This is a genomic window from Enterococcus sp. DIV0703, assembly GCF_051711065.1.
GTDB classification, from domain to species: Bacteria; Bacillota; Bacilli; order Lactobacillales; family Enterococcaceae; genus Enterococcus_B; species Enterococcus_B hirae.
In genome coordinates this window covers 1,442,618-1,458,833 of the sequence record NZ_JBIOLX010000001.1, presented here as the reverse complement: position 1 = coordinate 1,458,833, position 16,216 = coordinate 1,442,618, and the positions used below count along the sequence as shown (strand labels likewise).

At 36.9% G+C, this 16,216-nt stretch carries 16 protein-coding genes; all 16 read left to right on the top strand.

Translation table 11 applies throughout. The annotated features are described in order from the left end of the window. The first annotated feature begins 74 nt into the window (after nt 1-74). The 16 genes from IGK81_RS06625 to yedF all read left to right on the top strand — a co-directional run bounded on the left by IGK81_RS06625 (nt 75) and on the right by yedF (nt 16,212). A complete protein-coding gene (locus IGK81_RS06625) occupies nt 75-1,334 on the top strand; it encodes an extracellular solute-binding protein (RefSeq protein ID WP_034698025.1) in 1,260 nt (419 codons plus the stop codon). Between the two features lie 407 nt (nt 1,335-1,741). Further along, nucleotides 1,742-3,040, top strand: a complete 1,299-nt coding sequence (locus tag IGK81_RS06620) for a carbohydrate ABC transporter permease (protein WP_010719129.1) — start codon at nt 1,742-1,744, stop codon at nt 3,038-3,040. A gap of 3 nt (nt 3,041-3,043) precedes the next feature. After that, nucleotides 3,044-3,895, top strand: coding sequence for a sugar ABC transporter permease (locus IGK81_RS06615; protein WP_010719130.1), 852 nt, complete (start codon nt 3,044-3,046; stop codon nt 3,893-3,895). A gap of 12 nt (nt 3,896-3,907) precedes the next feature. Next, nucleotides 3,908-4,723 carry a maltodextrose utilization protein MalA gene (locus tag IGK81_RS06610; protein WP_034698022.1) on the top strand — a complete coding sequence of 272 codons (816 nt, stop codon included), beginning with the start codon at nt 3,908-3,910 and terminating at the stop codon, nt 4,721-4,723. Between the two features lie 149 nt (nt 4,724-4,872). Next, entirely contained in the window at nt 4,873-6,039 is a 1,167-nt protein-coding gene (locus tag IGK81_RS06605; protein ID WP_010719132.1) for a class I SAM-dependent methyltransferase, read from the top strand. A 51-nt stretch (nt 6,040-6,090) separates the two neighbouring features. Next, a complete protein-coding gene (locus IGK81_RS06600; protein WP_158000810.1) occupies nt 6,091-6,261 on the top strand; it encodes a hypothetical protein in 171 nt (56 codons plus the stop codon). Between the two features lie 518 nt (nt 6,262-6,779). Next, nucleotides 6,780-8,072, top strand: coding sequence for a proline reductase-associated electron transfer protein PrdC (prdC, locus tag IGK81_RS06595; protein ID WP_269778944.1), 1,293 nt, complete (start codon nt 6,780-6,782; stop codon nt 8,070-8,072). A gap of 26 nt (nt 8,073-8,098) precedes the next feature. Then, entirely contained in the window at nt 8,099-9,994 is a 1,896-nt protein-coding gene (gene prdA / locus IGK81_RS06590) for a D-proline reductase (dithiol) proprotein PrdA (protein ID WP_034698016.1), read from the top strand. A 13-nt stretch (nt 9,995-10,007) separates the two neighbouring features. Further along, on the top strand, nt 10,008-10,316 hold the full coding sequence (locus IGK81_RS06585) for a CBO2463/CBO2479 domain-containing protein (protein ID WP_010719135.1): 309 nt from the start codon (nt 10,008-10,010) through the stop codon (nt 10,314-10,316). After that, complete coding sequence (prdB, locus tag IGK81_RS06580; RefSeq protein ID WP_080292465.1) at nt 10,317-11,042, top strand: D-proline reductase (dithiol) protein PrdB; 726 nt, start codon at nt 10,317-10,319, stop codon at nt 11,040-11,042. It begins immediately after the preceding gene. 12 nt (nt 11,043-11,054) lie between these two features. Next, on the top strand, nt 11,055-11,792 hold the full coding sequence (prdD, locus tag IGK81_RS06575; RefSeq protein WP_034698010.1) for a proline reductase cluster protein PrdD: 738 nt from the start codon (nt 11,055-11,057) through the stop codon (nt 11,790-11,792). A 21-nt stretch (nt 11,793-11,813) separates the two neighbouring features. Beyond that, entirely contained in the window at nt 11,814-12,293 is a 480-nt protein-coding gene (locus IGK81_RS06570) for a glycine/sarcosine/betaine reductase component B subunit (RefSeq protein ID WP_034698007.1), read from the top strand. Between the two features lie 13 nt (nt 12,294-12,306). After that, nucleotides 12,307-13,323 carry a proline racemase family protein gene (locus tag IGK81_RS06565; RefSeq protein WP_034698004.1) on the top strand — a complete coding sequence of 339 codons (1,017 nt, stop codon included), beginning with the start codon at nt 12,307-12,309 and terminating at the stop codon, nt 13,321-13,323. A 116-nt stretch (nt 13,324-13,439) separates the two neighbouring features. After that, nucleotides 13,440-14,312 (top strand): sulfite exporter TauE/SafE family protein, encoded by an 873-nt coding sequence (locus tag IGK81_RS06560; RefSeq protein WP_010737601.1) that lies wholly within the window; start codon nt 13,440-13,442, stop codon nt 14,310-14,312. Between the two features lie 199 nt (nt 14,313-14,511). Further along, nucleotides 14,512-15,543 (top strand): selenide, water dikinase SelD, encoded by a 1,032-nt coding sequence (selD, locus tag IGK81_RS06555; RefSeq protein ID WP_080704582.1) that lies wholly within the window; start codon nt 14,512-14,514, stop codon nt 15,541-15,543. Nucleotides 15,544-15,612: 69 nt separating this feature from the next. After that, complete coding sequence (yedF, locus tag IGK81_RS06550; RefSeq protein ID WP_034697998.1) at nt 15,613-16,212, top strand: sulfurtransferase-like selenium metabolism protein YedF; 600 nt, start codon at nt 15,613-15,615, stop codon at nt 16,210-16,212. Nucleotides 16,213-16,216 lie beyond the last annotated feature (4 nt).

Sequence of the window (16,216 nt, the reverse complement as noted above, 5' to 3'; positions counted from 1 at the left end):
GCGTTTGCAAGTTGTCGTTTTATAACAGTATACTCTTTATACAAACAACATTTATGGAAGTGGAGGAACAAAAAGTGAAGAAAAACTATGTTAAAAAATTAGGGTTGGGTTTATTGTCACTTGGTATTTTAGGTGGATTAGCAGCTTGTGGTAATGGAAAAGCTGATACAGCTAGCGGTGAAAATGATGAAAAAACATTAACTGTATCGGTAGATTCTGGTTATAAAGATTACATCAATGAGATCAAGGGTGATTTTGAAAAAGAGAATGATGTCAAAATCAAGCTAGTTGAAAAAGATATGTTCGATCAATTAGAAGCGCTTTCTTTGGATGGACCTGCCGGTAAAGGACCAGATGTGATGATGGCAGCCTATGATCGAATTGGTGCGTTAGGACAACAAGGCCATTTAGCGGAAGTCAAATTAGGAAATGAAGCCGACTATGATGAAACAGATAAAGCACAAGTGACCTATGATGGAAAAATTTACGGCGAACCAGCGGTGATCGAAACATTAGTCTTGTACTACAACAAGGATCTAGTAGATGCAGCACCAACCACTTTCAAAGAATTAGAAAATCTAGCCAAAGACAAACGCTTTGCCTTTGAATCAGAAGCAGGAAAAAACACTGGATTCTTAGCAAAATGGACTGATTTCTATTATTCTTATGGTTTACTAGCAGGCTATGGCGGGTATGTTTTTGGTGACAACGGAACTAATCCATCAGATATTGGTCTAAATAATGCAGGATCAATCGAAGGAATCACTTATGCTACAAACTGGTTCCAAAATGTTTGGCCAAAAGGGATGCAAGATATCAAGAGTGCAGGCGATTTCGTTAGCCAACAATTCATGTCTAACAAAGCAGCAGCAATCATTGATGGTCCTTGGCAAGCACAAACTTATAAAGACAACAAAATCAATTATGGGGTAGCAAAAATTCCAACATTGAACAACGGCGAATCTTATCAACCGTTTGGTGGAGGAAAAGGTTGGGTAGCAAGTAACTATTCTAAAAACAAAGAATTATCACAAAAATGGTTAGACTATGTGACAAACACAAAAAATCAAGAAAAATTCTTTGAAATGGTCAATGAGATCCCAGCTAATCAAGCGGCACGTGAAACAGCTAAATCAAAAAATGATGAATTGACAACTGCGGTGATTGATCAGTATGAAACTGCGCAAGCAATGCCAAATATTCCAGAAATGGCTGAAGTTTGGACTGGTGCTGAAAACTTAATGTTTGATGCAGCTTCAGGTTCTAAATCGCCAAAAGAATCTGCTAACCAAGCAGTGAAAACCATAAAAGAAGCGATTGAGCAAAAATATTAAAAGTAACAAAGCGATCTCTATTCACGATCAAATGGATATTTTTACTAGATGTGGTGATAGTAGACCACTAAATCTCATTTGGTCAACCAAATCATAAAACAAGTCATGGATCAATAGGTGAAACAGTTGAACGGTGTATTTTCTTTAACTGTTTCACATTGATTCGTGTGAATAACATCCACGAGCAGAGTTTTTTTATAGCAACTGAGTGAGGACTACAAATGAATGGAAAATGGTTTTTGATAGCAATTATTGATGACTGTCATGGATAGCTACTATTTATAGTTACTATTTATAGTTACTATGTATAACTGCTATGAATAGTTACTTATAGATGGCTATTATGGATAGCCGACTGATTCATTTCCTTGCGCAAAGAATAAAATAGTAGTACTGGGGGTATCGTTATGCAAGACGAACAAAATAATATCAATGTAAGAAAAATTACACTTATGTCTCTCATACCTGGCTTAGGGCAATTTGCTAATGGTCAAGCGTTCAAAGGAATCGTATTTCTAGGTATTTTCGTAGCATTTATTCTACAACTGATAGTTGGTGGCTTCCACTCTTTGATTGGCTTAGTCACACTGGGAACGGTTCCGATGGAGGATCACTCCTTATTTATTTTGATTCAAGGAACGCTGCAACTAATCATTACGGTTATTTTTTTTATTTTCTATGGACTGAATCTGTTAGATGCCAAACGTGTCGCAGTTTTACGCAAAGAAGGTAAGAAAATCAACCGAACGATGAAGGAAGTTATACATAATATTGGTGATGAGGGTTTTCCTTATTTGCTTACACTTCCAGCCTATCTTTTGATGATTTTTACGATTATTTTTCCAGTTCTAGTCACATTATTTACAGCATTTACCAACTATGATTTCAAACATATCCCACCTGCTAGTTTGATTGATTGGATCGGAGTAAAAAACTTTTTTAGTATCTTCTTCTTAAGTTCTTACCGTAATACCTTTTTCTCTGTGTTTTCTTGGACTGTTATTTGGACACTATGTGCAACGACACTTCAAATCACATTAGGTATTTTTACAGCCGTTATTGCTCACCAAAAATTTATTAAATTTAGACGTTTTTTTGGTATTATTTTCCTTTTACCATGGGCGGTACCAGCATTTATAACAATTATGAGTTTCTCTAATATCTTCAATGATAGTGTGGGGGCGATCAACACCCAAGTGATTCCTTTTATCAATCATCTGCCATTCGTAGACATTAGCGCGATTTCATGGAAAACTGATCCATTTTGGACGAAAGTTGCGATCATTATGGTTCAAGGGTGGTTAGGATTCCCTTATATCTATGTCATGGTAACAGGTATTTTACAATCCATTTCTGAAGATTTATATGAAGCAGCAAAAATCGATGGTGCAAATGCTTGGAAACGTTTCTCTAATATCACGTTACCGGCTATTTTTCTAGTAGCAGCGCCAACGTTTATTACTCAGTATACTGGTAATTTCAACAATTTCTCGATGATTTATTTATTTAACAACGGTGGTCCTGGAAGTGTAGGAGGGGGCGCAGGTTCAACAGACATCTTGATTTCTTGGATCTATAAACTAACGACAGGAACCTCGCCACAATACTCCATGGCTTCAGCCATTACACTAATTATTTCTGCAATTGTCATTTGTGTTTCTTTACTTGTGTTTAAAAAGACTAATGCATTTAATATGGAGGACTAAGCGATGAAACAATTTAATTCAAGTGCTAAATTCCAACGAAGATTATCACAATTCTTGACCTATGTTTTTTTGATTCTTTTGTCGATCATCATTATCTATCCATTGTTGATTACAGCCAGTACAGCATTTAAATCAGGTAATATCGCTGCTTTTAGTCTGGATTTATCCAGTGACTGGACACTAGAAAATTTTAGACGGCTATTCTCAGAAACGTTATATGGTACTTGGTATAAAAATACCTTGATTATTTCCATTTTAACAATGGTTATCCAAGTGACTGTGGTAACTTTGGCTGGTTACACTTATAGTCGTTACCGTTTCATTGGACGCAAATCAAGCTTGATGTTTTTCCTGGTGATTCAAATGGTTCCAACGATGGCTGCATTGACCGCTTTTTACGTCATGGCTTTTCTACTTAACGCCTTAGATCGATACTGGTTCTTAACAATGATCTATATTGGTGGGGGAATTCCGATGAATACTTGGCTAATGAAAGGTTATTTTGATACTGTTCCACTTGATTTAGATGAATCTGCTAAATTAGATGGAGCTGGTCATTTCCGGATTTTTCTACAAATCGTTTTACCGTTAGTTAAACCAATGATTGCCGTTCAAGCATTGTGGGCCTTTATGGGACCGTTTGGAGACTTCATGCTCGCTAAATTTTTACTACGCACACCAGAAAATCAAACAGTGGCAGTTGGTTTGCAAACATTCATTTCTGATGTGACAAATCAACGGGTTTCATTATTTGCCGCAGGAGCGATCCTCATTGCATTACCGATTTGTTTATTGTTCTTCTTTTTACAAAAAAACTTTGTCACTGGTTTGACTTCTGGTGGCACAAAAGGTTAGGAGCAGGTGTTGATGCAAACATTTCCTTTGAATTACTTTTCTCATTTAAATAGTCCTAGACGTCTATTTGCTGGTAGAAGACAGTTGTCATGGCCTAAATTGAGTCTGATCTTTCTTTTCTTGGTCGCGTTGATGGTTATGCCGATTACCATGTATTATACCAATCAGGTAAAAGCAATCCCTATGGAGCAATTTTTGACAGTTCACCAACTAATTGATCAAGATGGAGTAAATAAATTTTCAGAATTACCCATGGAGAATGGGCAAATAAATCACTCACCAATAACGATTTATCAGAATAACGAAATACTGATTGGGTCAGGATTGACGAAAGAACAAAAAAACGAAAAAAACGCCTTTATTGATTTCGCAAAAAATCATTGGACAATCCAGCAAAAAGAACAGGGGCGTATAAGAACCTATCAAATGAATTACCAAGCGTCTTTCAATCCCGAATCAGTCCGAACGCCACAAGAGTTTCAAGCATTTTTAGAACAGGAATTTTACGCCAGTAATCGTCCAATGATTATTTTATCTTATAGTATGAGTTTAGGAATCATCTTATTTATAATGACTAGCTTCATTTTATTTGGTGCTTCTTTCTTTTTATGGCTAACTAGAAAGAGTCGTTTTTCTTCCATCCAAACATTCAAAGAAAGTGCCAATTTAATGTTGAATGTGATTGGAGTTGGCTCCATTATTGCCACGATTGTTGGATTCTTTTATTTTGATTTTGTTTTGATGTTAGGTATTCAATCAACTGTTTCAGTTCTTTTATTGCTATGGATTTTTGCTAAAACTGGCTTTAAAGATGAAGTCAAGGCCTAAGATCATCAACTAATTATGAGAAAATAAATGTGAAAATAATGAAAATTTGATAGGTAACAAAGATTTTTTTCTGAAAAATACCCTTCTGAGTTGATTCTTTTAATTTTTAGTATTAACGTTAAATAGTAGCAATTCTAAGGAGGAAAATCATGTTAGAAAAAACAGTATATAATCAATTATTTTCACGTTCTTTCTCCCTTCCAGTCGAAGTTACTTACTGGGATGGTACGACAAAACGCTATGGAGATACTGACAATCCTCCCCAAATCAAAATTAAGATCCATGAAGAAATACCAATGAAAGAAATCACAAATAACGCCTCTCTAGCTCTAGGTGAAGCTTACATGGATCATCGTATTGAGATTGAGGGAAGTATTCAAGCGTTGATCAACGATGCTTACCAACAAGCAAACAGCTTTTTAAGAGGGAGCGACTATTTAAAATGGCTTCCTAAAAAGCAAAAACACACAAAAAAACAAAATCAAGCAGATATTCATGCACATTATGATCTAGGAAATGATTTTTATGAAATGTGGCTAGATCCAACATTAACCTATTCTTGTGCTTATTTTGAGACACCTGAAGATACATTGGAACAAGCCCAAATCAATAAAGTCCACCACATCTTAGATAAACTTTTTATCAAGGATAATGATACGTTATTAGATATCGGTTGTGGTTGGGGAACCTTGATGTTTACAGCTATCAAAGAATACAATGTAAAAGCAACTGGTATTACCTTGAGTGAAGAACAATATAACCATATTACTAATCGGATCAAAGAAGAACATCTGGAAGATAAATGTCGGGTCTTATTAATGGATTATCGTGATCTAAAAGATGAAACGTTTGATCATATTACAAGTGTCGGGATGTTTGAACATGTGGGAGCAGACAACTTAAAAGAGTATTTTGGTGTCATCCAAAAATTACTAGCTCCTAAAGGAACAGCGTTGATTCACGGTATTACTCGTCAGCAAGGTGGGGCAGTTAATGCTTGGATCAACAAATATATTTTCCCGGGTGGATACATTCCAGGATTAGCAGAAATCGTAACAGATATTACGGATAATGATTTACAGTTAATTGATTTAGAAAGTTTGCGTCGGGACTATCAGCTTACTTTAGAACATTGGACAAATAATTTCCATAAAGTACAAGACAAGGTAACAGAAACTATGGGCGATTCCTTTTATCGAATGTGGGATCTTTACCTTCAAGCTTGTGCAGCATCTTTTGAATCAAGTAACATTGATGTTATCCAATACTTACTTGTTCAACCAAGTAATAATGATCTTCCAATGCATCGTGCATAAGGGGAGAAACCTAATAAAAAATATTAATTAAGATTCGCATGAAAAGAGGCTTTGAAAGAAGCGTTTAGCTCCTCCCTTATTATTGAGGAGTTGCTTCTTGAACGCCGTGAATCAGAGGTCGTAAAAACATCGGGTAGCTCTGATGACAATAAGAAAGAATTTTTTGAAACAGCTTCTCATGTTTTGAAAAATTCAGGCTTATTTCAAGGAGCTGATGTTTGAACGCCGTTTATTCGTTTTTAGAGATACTAGAAGAGACTGAGACAACTTTTGTCCCAGTCCCTTTTTTATTGTGAAAATGTCTAATGCTCTCTAACATATTTTTTTGATTTTTTATTAGCTAAAAAGGAGATGATTATCGAGCTGATTTTGCCAATAGAATAGAACAGATATTGAAAGAGCAACCGTGCTAAACTGTATTTTTTGATGAATGAAAATGAAAAAATTATGATAATCAAAATTGCATAGACTATATGTGTCGTTCAATAAAGTGAAAAAAATTTTTTCCATCAGTTCTCACTCTATGTATATAATCATTAAGTACATGTTGTTATTTTTTATCTATATTTAAATAAAAAACAATACATATATTTTCGTTGTTATAAAAGCATTTATAGAACTATAAATAACAATTGTTTATAAATAAATCGTTCATCAAACCTCCATATTGTGATATTATAAACATGAGCTGTGGGTGGCTAGTTTACTCAAGTTCAAGTAAAACAAGGGAGGTGAAAAGAGTGGAAAAAATTCTTATACCATTAAAACAACATGTAGGCGCTTCATCAAAGAGTATGGTAAAAACAGGCGAATATGTGCAACGTGGACAAAAAATTGCTAAACCAGATGGATTAGGAGCAAACATTCATTCTAGCTTTTCAGGCGTTGTATCAGAAGTAACCAACGATCAGATTGTGCTAAAGATTGATGAAAAGCAAAATTTTTCAAGTTATCTTCCTATTCCAGAAACATCCTCTTATATTCAAGCAATCAAAGAAGCCGGAATTGTCGGAGCTGGTGGAGCTGGGTTTCCGACAGATATAAAATTATCTTGTGAAATACCAGAAGGCATCTTTATCGCAAATGGTGCAGAATGTGAAGCTTTATTACTTCACAATGTAAAGCAAATGAAAAGTCAAATCAAACAATTGATTCGTGGAATAAAGTATTGCATGAGCATTACGAAAGCACCCAAAGGAATCATTGCCGTTAAAGGAAAACATCGAGAGTTAGTCATACAATTGTTAAAGTTTACCAACAATGAACCGACAATAGATGTTTACCAATTACCTGACATCTATCCTGCAGGCGATGAACGTGTAGTGATTCGTGAAGTGTTGAACATCACTTTAGACCCTGGTCAACTGCCAATCGAAATCGGAGCAGTAGTGGATAATGTTGAAACAATTAAACGCATTGTCGAAGCGATTGAACAGCGAAAACCATTTATTGATAAAGATCTTACGGTATCTGGTCGTGTAAAACAAAAGAAAACAGTCTTTAAAGATGCCCCAATTGGAACTCCTGTCAAGCAATTAATTGATCAAGTTGGAGGTTTTATTGAGCCCCATGGAGAAATTGTGATCGGTGGACCAATGACTGGTCATAGCGGCACGGAAGAAACCCCCATTACGAAAACCAGCGGAGGGGTATTGGTTGCTATGCCATTTCCTCAAGAACATCGAAAAATAGGACTATTACTTTGTGAATGCGGCGGTTCAGAAGAAAGAATGACTGAAATAGCTGAAAACATGGGTGCTGAAGTTGTTGCTACACAACGCTGTAAGCGAATGGTAAAAGTGAATGGAAGATATAGATGTACCTTGCCGGGTATATGTCCAGGACAAGCACAAACAGTCTTTGCTTTGAAAAAAGCAGGTGCTGAAGTTGTGATGACTGGAACTTGTTCTGATTGAACGAACACCGTTATTGGTGTAGCTCCTAGGTTAGGAGTTCCGGTTTATCATCATACAGATCATGTACTTCGGGCAGATGGGCACAGACTATATCGTAAATTACCTACAACGAAATAAATTTAAATTTTAGGAGGATTTAACGAATGTCTATTACGGCTGAAACTGCCCAAGAACATGCAAAAGATCTAGCTGTACTCTGTTGTCGTGCGGAAGCAGGCACAGTGATTACGCCAGAAAATCTAGAGGACCCCGCAATTTTTCTTGATCTAGAAGAATCAGGGTTGCTTGAATTTTCTGAAGATGTGTTAACAATTGAACAAGTACTTGGTACAACATTAAAAGAAACAACGGATGCGTTGATTCCATTGACAAAAGAATTACTGGAAGGTGTATCTGAAGGAATGAAAGAAGTTCATTTAAATGAAAAAAAAGAAGTTGAGACTTCTGAAACAATTGCGACGCCAATTCAAACTGCTTCATCTTCTGTAACAAGTGGTCAGACTATTAAAATTCATATTGCTGAAGGAAAAGGAATTGATTTAGAGCTTCCTTTAATGATGGCTGCTCAGTTAACCGAAACGGTAAATCCTGCACCGGAATCAATGATTCCTGAGCAAGTAACGCCAGTAATACCATCACCGGTTTTGGAAAACTCAAATCAGGTGAAAGAAAAAGTGATTCGTTCTGTACGACATGATCATCTAAAAATTGATCAGGTGATTTTTGGGGAAGAAACAAAAATCGAAGGAACAACTTTAATTTTACGAAAAATGACAGAAATTTGTGCTGAAGCAGTTGAACTGGAACAGCTCGTTGAAGATATGACTTTAGAAATCATTACACCAGATAAATACACTGAATATAGTGAAACGATTATGGACGTTCAGCCAATTGCCGCAAAAGTTGAAGGCGATCTTGGGCATGGAATTACCCGAGTACTGGATGGTGTCGTCATGGTTGTTACAGGGACGGATGCTAATGGAGTTCAAATCGGTGAATTTGGTTCTTCTGAAGGAGAATTAGATCGTAACATCATGTGGGGACGACCTGGAGCACCAGATAAAGGAGAAATCTTTATTAAAACCCAAGTGACAATCAAAGAACACGCGAATATGGAACGTCCGGGTCCGCTAGCCGCTCACAAAGCTTCTGATTACATCACTCAAGAAATTCGTGAAGCCCTCAAAAAAGCGGATGAATCATTGGTGATACATTCAGAAGAAATTATACAGAAACGTCGAATTGGCAATAAGAAAGTTTTGATCATCAAAGAAATAATGGGGCAAGGTGCGATGCATGATAATTTGATTATGCCCATCGAGCCAGTTGGAACATTTGGCGCAAAACCAAATGTTGACCTTGGCAATTTGCCAATCCTATTGGCACCAACAGAAGTATTAGATGGAGGAATCCATGCGTTAACTTGTATTGGACCGGCTTCGAAAGAAACTTCACGCCATTATTGGCGGGAACCGCTTGTTAAAGAAGCAATGGCAGATGAAGAAATTGATTTAGTCGGTGTTATGTTCGTCGGCTCTCCACAAGCGAATACTGAAAAATATTATGTTTCAAAACGTTTAGGAATGACTGTCGAAGCCATGGACATTGATGGTGCCATTGTAACCACTGAAGGTTTCGGAAATAATCATATTGATTTCGCTTCTCACATGGAAGAAATTGGAAAACGTGGAATCAAAGTGGTTGGCGACTCTTATAGTGCTGTTCAAGGAGCCTTAGTTGTTGGTAATTCTGAAATGGGCGCAATGGTTGATAATAATAAATCAAAACAAGGGATTGAAAATGAAATTTTATCAAATAATACCTTGTGTAGAGAAGACGCCATTCGTGATTTAGCTATGTTAAAAACGTTAATGGGTGGAGGAACAATTAAACCAGCTGAACGTAAATGGAATCCGAATGTCAAACAAAACAACATTGAGATTATCGAAAAAACAACAGGAAGAAAAATAGACCTGGAAGAAAATGAGCAATCTTTGCCGAAAAGTAAAAAACGTCAAGAAATTTATGAAAAAGAATAAAATAAGGTGCAAAATGGATAGAATCGAAAAATTAAAGTATGTCTCTACTGAACAAATGTTTGAAGGAATACTTGTTGAAGTTCGAGATGCGAGCGTAACTATTGATATCAAAGGACGACTAGGTCAATTAAAAATTCCGCGGCGCATGATTATTTCAGAGTACGATTTAAAAATAGGACAAGAAGTTGGATTTTTGATGAGTTATCCAGAGGTTTTGGAAGAAGCAGCCAATACTCATTACGTGGAAGCAATCACAGAACATGAACGTCGCCGTTTAAAAAATCAACAGAAGAAAATAAAAATGAGAGAGGAAAATGAGTAGATGAGTTTAACAGTATTCGAAGGATTACAGTCAGAAATTTTTGTACCAATCACACCTAAATCCGTCTTTACGCCCGTTAAAAAAGAGCTGAAAGAGATGCGGATTGCTTTAGCAACGGCAGCTGGTGTCCACTTAAAAAGTGATACACGTTTTAATTTGGCAGGAGACACAACGTATCGTGAGATTCCAGATGGAGTACCAAGTGAAGATTTAATGGTCTCACATGGTGGATATGACAACGCAGACGTTAATCGGGATGTCAATGCAATGTTTCCGATTGACCGATTACATGAATTAGTAAAAGACGGCTTTATTAAAGAAGCTGCCCCTGTACATTATGGCTTTATGGGAGGCGGCGGTGACCAAGATGCCTTTAATGAACAGACGGGACCAGAAATCGCACAAAAACTCGTAGAAGAAGAAGTTGACGCAGTTGTTTTAACTGCTGGTTGAGGGACCTGTCATAGAACTGCCGTGATCGTGCAGAGAGCAATTGAGGAAGCAGGTATTCCTACTATTTTAATCGCCGCATTACCACCAGTAGTACGGCAAAATGGTTCACCTAGAGCTGTAGCACCACGTGTACCGATGGGCGCTAATGCCGGAGAACCACATAATATTGACATGCAAACAGGTATCTTAAAAGATACTTTAGAAAGCCTAGTTTCAATTGAAACACCAGGGAAAATTGTGCCCTTACCTTATGAATATATCGCTCATGTGTAAAGAGGGATCAGCATGCAAGGAGAAACATTAAAAATGAAAGTTTTCCATATGGAAAAAGTTTCCATAGGAAATCAATTTAAGCTTGATCACAATCAACTACAGATAAAAACTGAATTTGATTGTCTGTGTGAGGATGTCAAATCCTTGACGATCCGATTGTTAGAGCCGGATCAGTTAGACCTAAAAACAAATACTATCATGGATATTTTACCAATTTCTGCTAAAGTATTAGGCGTTTTGGGGACGGGTATCACCCATACATTAACGGGAGTGTCGGTCATAATGACCGGCACAATCGATGAGGGTGAACAGCTCCATGAGTTTGGTTCTTCTGATGGTGTATTGCGTGATCATTTATTTTTAAATCGACCGGGCACACCTAACGCAGAGGATTACATTATTTTGATTGACTTACTTGTCAAGAAAGGAACACCTTTCGATCGTGAGTTATGTTTAAAATTGTTTCGGATAGTTGACAATTATCTACAGGAAATCCGAGAACAATTAAAGTTGCTAGATGGTAAGGAAGCAACGGAAACACATGTCTATGAAGAAAAAAGAAATCCGGGAAAGCCAAAAGTGACGTTGGTCAAGCAGGTAGCTGGCCAAGGTGCGATGTACGATATGTTATTATTTCCAGATGAACCTAGTGGGTTTAAGGGTGGTCATTCGATTATCGATATGAATAATATGCCCATCTTTTTATCTGCCAATGAGTATCGTGATGGTGCCATTCGTTCAATGGTCTAATTGTTAGAAAAGGGGATTTTTATGGGAATAGGACCATCAACTAAAGAAACTTCGATGCACCTTTTTAAAGATCCTTTACTGGATGTTTTAAGCAAAGATCCTGACATTGATTTCCAAGGTGTTATTATTATTGGCACGCCTCAAAGCAATGAAATGAAGCATCTAGTCGGACAACGAACAGCTACTTGGCTAGAAGCGATGGCTACAGATGGCGTTGTTTTATCAACAGATGGTTGGGGAAATTCAGACATCGATTTTGCCAATACCCTAGAAGAAATAGGTCGTCGTGGCATCAGTGTTATTGGGCTCAAATTTATTGGGAAACAAGCCAAGTTTGTCGTAGAAAATGATTATACAAAATATGTGCTGGATTTTAATAAATCACAAGCAGGGATTGAAACGGAAGTGGTTGGAGAAAATACGATCACTTTCTATGATGCAGTTAAAGCGCTCGCTTTTATAAAACTAAAGATGCGTAAAGATAATCAAAAATTGAAGTAACGTGGAGGTTAGTATGAAAGTATCAAAAATGATATCAGTAGTAGATACCCATACAGCTGGTGAAGCCGCTCGGTTAATTGTAGGAGGCATTCCTAAATTTCATGGAAAAACGATGGCGGATAAAAAAATATACCTGGAAACACAAGCAGATGATTTACGTAAAATGCTGATGCATGAACCACGAGGGCATAAAAATATGTTCGGGGCTTTTATTTGTGAACCGGTTCATGATGAGGCAGACTACGGGATTATTTTCATGGATTCTGGTGGCTATTTAAATATGTGCGGTCACAACACCATTGCGGCAATGACAGCAGCTGTAGAATTGGGCTGGGTAGATGTAGGAGAAGGCACCCGTGTGGTTAAAGTAACGCAAGATACACCTGCGGGGATTGTTTGCGGAGAGGTTCGTCTGGATGAAGATTACTCTGCGGAATCAGTCTCTTTTGAAAACGTGGAATCCTTTCTATATAAAGAAAATGTGGCAGTGAGTGTGCCCGATATTGGGACAGTTCATGTGGATATTTCTTTTGGCGGAAGTTTTTTTGCCATATTAAAAGCCGAAGAAGTTGGTTTAACCATTGAGGCGAAGAATGCGTCAAGATTTACTGAAGCAGGTCTAAAAATCCGCGAAGCGATTAATCAAAATATCGAGATCCAACATCCCCGATTAAAACATATTAAAACCGTTGACTTAGTCGAATTTTATGGTCCTGCTAAAAGTCCTGAAGCTACTTATCAAAATGTCGTGGTATTCGGGGATGGACAAGTTGATCGTTCACCTTGCGGAACGGGAACGAGTGCTAAATTAGCAACTTTGTATGCAAAAAATGAGTTAAAAATTGGTGAAAGTTTTGTCTATGAAAGTATCTTAGGAACGATGTTTAAGGGAGAAATTACAAAGGAAACACGTGTAGGAAACTATCAAGCGATTATTCCCAAAGTGACGGGATCTGCTTATATTACAGGATTTAATCAATTCCTTGTGGATCCTAAAGACTCATTAAAAAATGGATTTTTACTTGATTAAAATACACGGTATAACCATCCAAAATATGAATTAAATTCTCTAGTCCTAGCCATTTACAGATGGTTACACAAAAAATGATGGGTTAGTAAAACTCTGCTTACTATTAAGGAGGTATCATGGTACAACTACTGTTGGGTTTATTAAGCGTTTTATTACTCTATTTCTTATTCTTTTTTGTTCTCGACTTACTTGCAAATAAAGGAAATTGGGGTGGAGGAAATTATCTTATTTCTGGAACAATTGGGTTAATTACCGATTTTTTAGATACATTAGGGATTGGTAGTTTTGCGCCAACAACCATGTTACTAGAATTTACCAAGCAATTAGATAACGATCGACAATTACCAGGAACGCTCAATGTGGCACACTCTATTCCGGTAATCATTGAAGCTTTTATTTTCATTACTGTTGTTAAAGTATCACCCATTACTCTGTTTTCATTAGTTGCAGCAGCAATTGTGGGTTCGTTTGTGGGTTCGAAAACAGTCAGTAAGCTACCTGAAAAAAAGGTGCAGTTTTTTATGGGACTTGCTTTGATTGTGACAGCAATTTTAATGGGGCTAAAACAAGCTGGAATGCTGGATCTCTTAGGCTCTGGAAATGAAGCGACCGCTTTAACAGGTCTTAAGCTAATCATCGGCGTCATAGGTAATTTCCTTTTAGGTGCATTAATGACGATTGGCGTAGGTTTATATGCACCATGCATGGCATTAGTATACATGTTGGGGTTAAGTCCGCTTGTTGCTTTTCCTATTATGATGGCTTCTTGTGCAGGATTGATGCCCGTTGCTTCAGGTAACTTTATTAAATCTGGTGATTATGCGCGTAAAGTTAGTTTGGCAATTACGATTGGTGGAGTGATTGGGGTAATTATTGCTGTTAAATTCGTCACAAGTTTAGATTTGAATATGCTGACTTGGGTAATCATTGCTGTAATTATTTACTCAGGAATTACATATATGCGAAAAGGAATGTTTTCTAAAAAATAGAAAAGCTTAATCTAGTAGCAAAATGTGAAGGAGTGGAAAGAACTGTACAGCCACTTCTTCATTTTTAGTACACCAAACTAGCATAGTTATTTTAATGATTTGCCCGCTATTTTCTGATTGTTGGTGTAACTATAGAAAATGAAACAGTAAGCAGCAGAGGAAAAGTCATCAATTATTACACTATATGAAAAGGAAGTGGATGCCAATGAAAAAAGAAATCGAACAATTAATTATTTGTGGTGGATGTAATGCTAAGATTGGTCCTGGAAATCTAGGGAATATTTTAGCAGACCTCCCTAAATCCCAAGATGAAAAATTGTTAGTGGGCTTTGATGCAACAGATGACGCAGCCGTTATTAAATTGACCGATGAATTAGCAGTTATTCAAACGTTAGACTTTTTTCCTACTATGGTGACAGATCCTTATTTATTTGGCAAAATTGCTGCTGCCAATGCGATGAGTGATGTTTATGCGATGGGAGGGGATGTATTATCTGCCTTAAATATTGTTGCTTTTCCTGAAGAAAAAGAACTACAGGTTTTAAAAGAGATTTTAAGAGGTGGGGCTGAAAAAGTTCAAGAAGCAGGTGGAATCTTAGCAGGTGGGCACTCAATCCATGACCGTTCAGTCAAATATGGACTTTCTGTAACTGGCACAATTCATCCAAACAATATTTACAAAAATAATACTTGTCAAGAAGGAGATCACTTAATCTTAACAAAACCTCTAGGTGTAAGCATTATTACCATTGGTTATAGCGCTGGGGCAATAACCAAAGAAGGGTTTGCCAAAGCAACAAAAAGTATGGAAACCTTAAATAAATATGCGATGGCTATCATCAGAAAATATCCAATCACTAGTTGTACCGACGTAACAGGATTTGGGTTAGCAGGACATCTTCATGAAATGTTACATGACAATTTTTCAGCTGAAATCTATTCAGAAAAACTGCCATATTTTGAAGAAGCTTATGAAGGAGCAAAAGCCTTTCTTTTTACTGCTGGAGGACAACGAAACCGAAATTTTATGGAAAAAAAGATGGCCTTTTATGTCGATGACTTAGGGATCGAAGAGTTGCTATATGATCCACAGACATCTGGAGGATTATTGGTAAGTATCCCGGCTAAAGAAGCAAAAAAATTAGAAGAAGAGCTGAAATCAGCCAATATCTTAGCCAAAGATTTTGGCGTTGTTACGAAAAAAAAGACAGCAGAAATCATGGTTTATTAAGAAAAAAATTGTTCGATTAGTCTAACGAACTGATCCCATGATTAACCACACAAGGAAAGGAGAATCAAAATGGTTAAAATTAACGCATTGGGAAAAGTATGTCCCCTTCCAGTGATTGAAACAAAGAAAGCTTTGGAAGAAAACGATACAGTAGAAACAACTGTCGATAATGAGATTGCTGCACAAAACCTAAAAAAAATGGCGGGACAACTAGGTTATGATTATCAAGTAGAGCAAAATGATGCACAATCGTTTACTGTACGTATCTCCAAGAAAAAAGGAGAGGTAGCTTCTATTTATGAACAAGAACTTACAAGAGAAAATGATATTGAAGACAATTATATAGTTGTTGTCGACACGAATACGATGGGGCAAGGGTCGAAAGAATTAGGGAAACAATTATTAAAAATGTTTATTTATTCTTTAACCGAACAACCTGATTTGCCCGAAAAAATCATTTTCTACAATGGTGGGGTCCATTTAGTAAGCGACAACTCGGATTCCTTGGAGGATTTACAGATTCTTGCGGAAAATGGGATAGAAATTTATGCTTGTGGAGCCTGTCTTAACTATTATAATCTCAGTGAAAAATGTAAAGTCGGTGAAGTGACCAATATGTATCATATTGTTGAAATGATGCGACAATCTAAAAAAATCATCAAACCTTAAGGAG

What these genes read in the sequence shown, in the direction of transcription:
- IGK81_RS06620 (WP_010719129.1), top strand. Translation starts at nt 1,742, where the DNA reads ATGCAAGACGAACAAAATAATATCAATGTAAGAAAAATTACACTTATG.
- IGK81_RS06615 (WP_010719130.1), top strand. Translation starts at nt 3,044, where the DNA reads ATGAAACAATTTAATTCAAGTGCTAAATTCCAACGAAGATTATCACAA.
- IGK81_RS06610 (WP_034698022.1), top strand. Translation starts at nt 3,908, where the DNA reads ATGCAAACATTTCCTTTGAATTACTTTTCTCATTTAAATAGTCCTAGA.
- IGK81_RS06605 (WP_010719132.1), top strand. Translation starts at nt 4,873, where the DNA reads ATGTTAGAAAAAACAGTATATAATCAATTATTTTCACGTTCTTTCTCC.
- prdA (WP_034698016.1), top strand. Translation starts at nt 8,099, where the DNA reads ATGTCTATTACGGCTGAAACTGCCCAAGAACATGCAAAAGATCTAGCT.
- IGK81_RS06585 (WP_010719135.1), top strand. Translation starts at nt 10,008, where the DNA reads ATGGATAGAATCGAAAAATTAAAGTATGTCTCTACTGAACAAATGTTT.
- prdD (WP_034698010.1), top strand. Translation starts at nt 11,055, where the DNA reads ATGCAAGGAGAAACATTAAAAATGAAAGTTTTCCATATGGAAAAAGTT.
- IGK81_RS06570 (WP_034698007.1), top strand. Translation starts at nt 11,814, where the DNA reads ATGGGAATAGGACCATCAACTAAAGAAACTTCGATGCACCTTTTTAAA.
- IGK81_RS06565 (WP_034698004.1), top strand. Translation starts at nt 12,307, where the DNA reads ATGAAAGTATCAAAAATGATATCAGTAGTAGATACCCATACAGCTGGT.
- IGK81_RS06560 (WP_010737601.1), top strand. Translation starts at nt 13,440, where the DNA reads ATGGTACAACTACTGTTGGGTTTATTAAGCGTTTTATTACTCTATTTC.
- selD (WP_080704582.1), top strand. Translation starts at nt 14,512, where the DNA reads ATGCCAATGAAAAAAGAAATCGAACAATTAATTATTTGTGGTGGATGT.
- yedF (WP_034697998.1), top strand. Translation starts at nt 15,613, where the DNA reads ATGGTTAAAATTAACGCATTGGGAAAAGTATGTCCCCTTCCAGTGATT.